The organism is Methylophaga sp. UBA5088 (assembly GCF_002414625.1).
GTDB lineage: Bacteria > Pseudomonadota > Gammaproteobacteria > Nitrosococcales > Methylophagaceae > Methylophaga > Methylophaga marina.
Genome location: NZ_DIAC01000054.1, coordinates 1 through 4,801, shown reverse-complemented (window position 1 = coordinate 4,801; position 4,801 = coordinate 1). Strand labels below are relative to the sequence as shown.

4 protein-coding genes are annotated in these 4,801 nt (G+C 43.2%); 2 read left to right on the top strand and 2 right to left on the bottom strand.

Annotated elements, in window-relative coordinates; all coding sequences use genetic code 11:
* Together B4K20_RS07565 and B4K20_RS07560 are read right to left on the bottom strand one after the other, a co-directional pair.
* The coding region (locus B4K20_RS07565; RefSeq protein ID WP_289282455.1) for a TonB-dependent receptor plug domain-containing protein at positions 1-396 on the bottom strand (396 nt) is incomplete at its 3' end.
* A 507-nt stretch (positions 397-903) separates the two neighbouring features.
* Positions 904-2,313 carry a TonB-dependent receptor gene (locus B4K20_RS07560; RefSeq protein WP_289282454.1) on the bottom strand — a complete coding sequence of 470 codons (1,410 nt, stop codon included), beginning with the start codon at positions 2,311-2,313 and terminating at the stop codon, positions 904-906.
* A 135-nt stretch (positions 2,314-2,448) separates the two neighbouring features.
* Here B4K20_RS07560 and B4K20_RS07555 point away from each other — a divergent pair, with 135 nt between their 5' ends.
* Both B4K20_RS07555 and B4K20_RS07550 read left to right on the top strand, forming a co-directional pair.
* Entirely contained in the window at positions 2,449-3,948 is a 1,500-nt protein-coding gene (locus B4K20_RS07555) for an FAD-binding domain-containing protein (protein WP_289282453.1), read from the top strand.
* 162 nt (positions 3,949-4,110) lie between these two features.
* A partial coding sequence (locus B4K20_RS07550; RefSeq protein ID WP_289282452.1) for an MFS transporter occupies positions 4,111-4,801 on the top strand: 691 nt, incomplete at its 3' end.

Here is a 4,801-nt window from a genome sequence, read left to right as displayed (position 1 = left end):
TGATGGTGGAGTGTAATGCACAACAGGATCGCCATAAGGAGCCAGTTGTAGATGAATACCGTCTTCCATAATCATGGCTTTGGCACTTCGACGTGGGTTCTGTCCCCTGATACCAATATTGGTATCAAAGCCCATGCTGCCATCGGGTACGATATTGATACCGGGCACTGTACGTAACCTTTCTATGTTAGAAATTGGACGACGCGTATCTAAGTAATCCTCATCGATAATATCGAATGAACCGGGAACGGCTTCCAATTTATCCGGAAGAATTCCGGTGACGGTCATTTTGTCTACTTCAACAGCGTCTCTTTCTTCCTCAGCATGAGCACTCAATGAGGCCATGATGAGCGATGATAACATCGCACTTTTACTCAGTTTTCTTCTTAATTCCATCTCTCTCTCCTACATGTGGAAAGAGGACTATAGCGATGGAATTAACGTGATTGTTATAGGAGTTACTCCCTTCAGGGCTGGGATGGATATTCTTTAAGCTTAGCTGTTTTCATACTGAGTAAGTGAACGAGTGGTTAAAAATAACCACTGCAACATTTTTGTGATTGATAAAACGTGCGAGCACGCTGATAGTATGAATTTACGAATAACTTAAGATGGTTATACACATCCAGTCATGTGGTTAATTTCAACCGTTATGTTAATTAATGTAAAGATTTGATAAGTGTTGTTAATTCACAACAACGTAGTGAATGAATATAAGATAAAAAATAAAAGAGGGGCTAGCGACTGTATTCCGTATAGTGAATGCGTTCATTGCAGTGAATAAACAGGTGAAAAAGAACTTAAACACGCTGCTTATTGGATGCAAGATGAACGCATCATTATTCTCTATGGGAACTCAACACTGGCTATATAGATAAAAATATTGGCTAAACCAACTCATTATTATGACGACGTTTTATAGCCAAAAAGATGTTGTTTTTTTATTTTCTCAGCGACCACATCAGGCACTAATGTTTCCCAACCATCTTGATTGTCAGTAATCATTTTCAACACGTCTGGAGAAAATATGGGCAAATACGCCTCATTAAATTCTTCGAGTTGTTGAACGTGTTCACCTTGTTTCAAATATTCATAGAGATAGGATTGCTTGGGATCAATATTAAGATTATCAACCTTGTATAAGGTATTGGTATTTGTATCTTTGTAAGGGTAGATATACAGTCTCACGTTATGTTTAAGTAAGCGGCCAAAGGCTTCCAGAATACCGCCTTGCAGGCTGCTGTAATATTCATCATTAAATAATTCGACCAGACTGGATGCGCCCATGGTTAAGCCAATACGACGATCCGTGTAACGTGAGAGATAAGAAACAAGACGATAGTATTCTGGATAATCAGAAATCATCACGGTATGACCTGTTGCCTCAAGCACATCGGCACGACTAATAAAATCTTCCAGATCAATACTGTCATTGCCACTACGCAAATTATGCATAGTAATCTCCATAATGGAGATGGTGTCTGCCGGTGAGGCTTGATTGTCTGCATCAAACTGCTTTCTGGCAGCATTGAGCATATCAATGTTCACATGAGTCACTGGTCTGAAACGTCCACGTTCAACCAATACATTTTTCTTACGAAGATGTTCTGAGGGCTGTAATACTTTTCCATCGGCAGAAAACATAGCTGCATCACTTAAGCCTAACTGCACCAACCGTAAGCTAATAACACGGTTATCAACATGTAAAAAGGCATCGCCGTGCAAATCGACCATGTCGACTTCAATTCGATCGGTTGTTAAATTATCGAGAAGTGACTTAACCAGTAAATCTGGGCTGTGGCTGTAGTGGAAGGCGCCATAGACAAGGTTGACACCAATTATGCCCAGAGCTTCTTGCTGCAGCGAGTTTTCATTATCAAGCATGCGAACATGAATAATGATTTCGCTTGGGGCGGCATGAGGTTCAGTCTGAAAACGAATTCCCAGCCAGCCATGACATTCATTTGTGCCGTGATAGTTACGTGCAGAGACCGTATCAGCAAACGCAAAAAAGGCCGTTGTCTCGCCTCGCTGTTCGTTTAATCGTTCGATATTCAGGTCATATTCCAGTTTGAGCATATCTTCAAGGCGTTCACGGCAAACATAGCGTGGTGCTTTGCCGTAGATATCATCACTCACTTTCATATCATAGGCTGAGATACTTTTTGCGATGGTGCCGGCTGCACCACCGACTCGAAAGAACCAACGCACGACTTCCTGACCCGCACCAATTTCTGCAAAGGAACCGTAGCGAATGTTATCAAGATTGACTTCGAGTGCTTTGGCTCCAGGGGAGAGGATTTTGTTTTCCATAATTGACCTTTATGAGGTGACAAGTGGATGACGTATGTCGTGTTCAAAAACGAGAAACAGCATGACTTAACTTATTTTTCACATATTTAGTGAAAGTATTCAACCTTAAACTGGTTATTAATAAGTCACTATTCGATGAATATTGTTTGGTTTAAACGCGATTTACGTATTCAAGATCATGGAGCATTGACCCTGGCAGCTGAGCAAGGTCCTATTCTGCCTGTTTATGTGTTTGAACCAGAGCTTTGGCAACAAGGTGATATGTCTCGCAGACAATACCTGTTTCTAAAAGAATGTTTGTACGAACTCAATCAGGTATTAACAGCAAGAGGATGCCCACTCATCGTTCGGGTCGGCGAAGCGGTAAACGTTTTTGAATCATTACGTCAGCAATATGCCATCACTGATGTATGGTCACACCAGGAAACCTGGAATGGTTGGACTTATAAGCGAGATATAGCAGTTCAAAGCTGGGCTGACCATCACCAGGTTAATTGGCATCAACCGCGCCAGCATGGTGTGATTAGACGACTTAAAGATCGTGATGGTTGGGCCAGACGCTGGTATCAGCATATGAATCAAGCATGCTATGTGTGCCCAGATAAACTCAGCGGACCTAGTGAAAAAAATGACTACCTACCTAGTCCGGATAAGCTTGGCTTGAGTGATGATGGATGTAGCCAAAGACAGAAAGGTGGTAGGGAACAAGGACTTCGTCTTTTAGATACGTTTTTACATCAGCGTGGGCAGGGGTATACAAAGGAAATGTCCTCACCGCTGACAGCAGTAGATAGTTGCTCTCGACTCTCACCTTACCTGGCATTTGGCTGCTTATCGATGCGAGAGGTTTACCAAGCTACAGAGAATCGTATTGCCAGCATTAAACAGAGTGATATTCCGGCAAAAGTTCAGTGGCGACAAGCTATGCGTTCATTCTCAGCGCGTCTTCGTTGGCATTGTCATTTTATGCAAAAACTGGAAGATGAACCGCGTATAGAGTTTAAGAATATGCATACGATATATGATGGCTTGCGTACACCTGATCTCAACCAGACTTATTTTGAGGCATGGCGAAATGGGCGGACTGGCTTTCCTATGATCGATGCTTGTATGCGCGCATTAATCGCTACGGGTTGGATAAATTTTCGGATGCGAGCCATGTTAATGAGTTTTGCCAGTTATCATCTCTGGTTAGATTGGCGACAACCTGCGTTATATCTGGCGAGATTATTTACGGATTACGAACCAGGTATACATTACCCTCAGGTACAGATGCAGTCAGGCACAACAGGTATTAACAGTATCCGTATATATAACCCCATTAAACAAGGTATCGAACAAGATCCAGAAGGGGACTTTATCAGGCAATGGATACCTGAGTTGGCTGATATGCCTGCCCCTTTTATTCATCAACCGTGGACGCGTCCGTCATTGATGAATGGGTATCCAGAGCCTATCGTGGAGGAAAAAGCTGCCAGGCAATCTGCTGCTGCAAAGATTTATGCCTTAAGAAAACAGTCCCAACACAGGCAACAGGCTGAGGTCATTGTAAAAAAACACGCCAGTCGAAAACGTACCTCTCATAAAAAGAAACAGAAAACACCATCCTGGCAACAAGGCGAACTTCCTCTATAGATGAAGCCAAGTTGGCGTTATACGCACTTACAAAATAGATGTCATCCATTTCTACTCGCGACATCATGCGCTTATCAGAGCTTAAGTGCTCAGTCATCTTAATATTGGTTTAACCCAGTTTGTGTTACATTGCGCGCCTTTCCGGACAAGCTAATTGAGCAGATGACTTCTTCAGACACTTCAGCACGATCTTATTCACTAGCATGGGTTATTTTCGCCTTGGCTATCGGTGGCTTTTGTATAGGTACCACTGAATTTGTGGCGATGGGCCTTATTCAGGAAATCGCTGCTGATCTGAAGGTATCTATTCCTTCTGCCGGACATTTCATCACAGCATACGCATTAGGCGTAACGATTGGCGCACCAGCATTAGCTATTTTAGGGGCGAAGTTACCGCGAAAAACATTGTTGCTAGGCTTGATGGTGTTTTATGGTTTGGCTAATGGATTAACGGCATTAGCTGATACTCCAACATCAATGCTGCTTAGTCGTTTCATAGCAGGCTTACCGCATGGCGCTTATTTTGGCATTGCATCACTGGTGGCTGCCGATTTAGCGGGTCAGCATCGCCGGGCGACAGCTATTGCACAAGTGATGATGGGGCTAACCATTGCCAATGTCATTGGTGTACCTTTCGCCACCTGGCTTGGCCAATCCTTTGGCTGGCGCGCGGGTTTTGAGTTTTCGGCGATGATTGCGTTGGCAACCATATTAGCTATCAGCTTTTTTGTACCACGTATTGATGCACACCCCACAGCGAGTTTTCGTGGTGAGCTCGCTGGATTTAAGAACATCAATATGTGGCTGACCTTAGCGATAGGTGCAATTGGTTTTGGGGGAATGTTTTCTGTCT

Excerpts from the sequence above, each read along its gene's own strand:
- B4K20_RS07560 (WP_289282454.1), bottom strand. The coding sequence starts at position 2,313 with ATGGAAAACAAAATCCTCTCCCCTGGAGCCAAAGCACTCGAAGTCAAT.
- B4K20_RS07555 (WP_289282453.1), top strand. The coding sequence starts at position 2,449 with ATGAATATTGTTTGGTTTAAACGCGATTTACGTATTCAAGATCATGGA.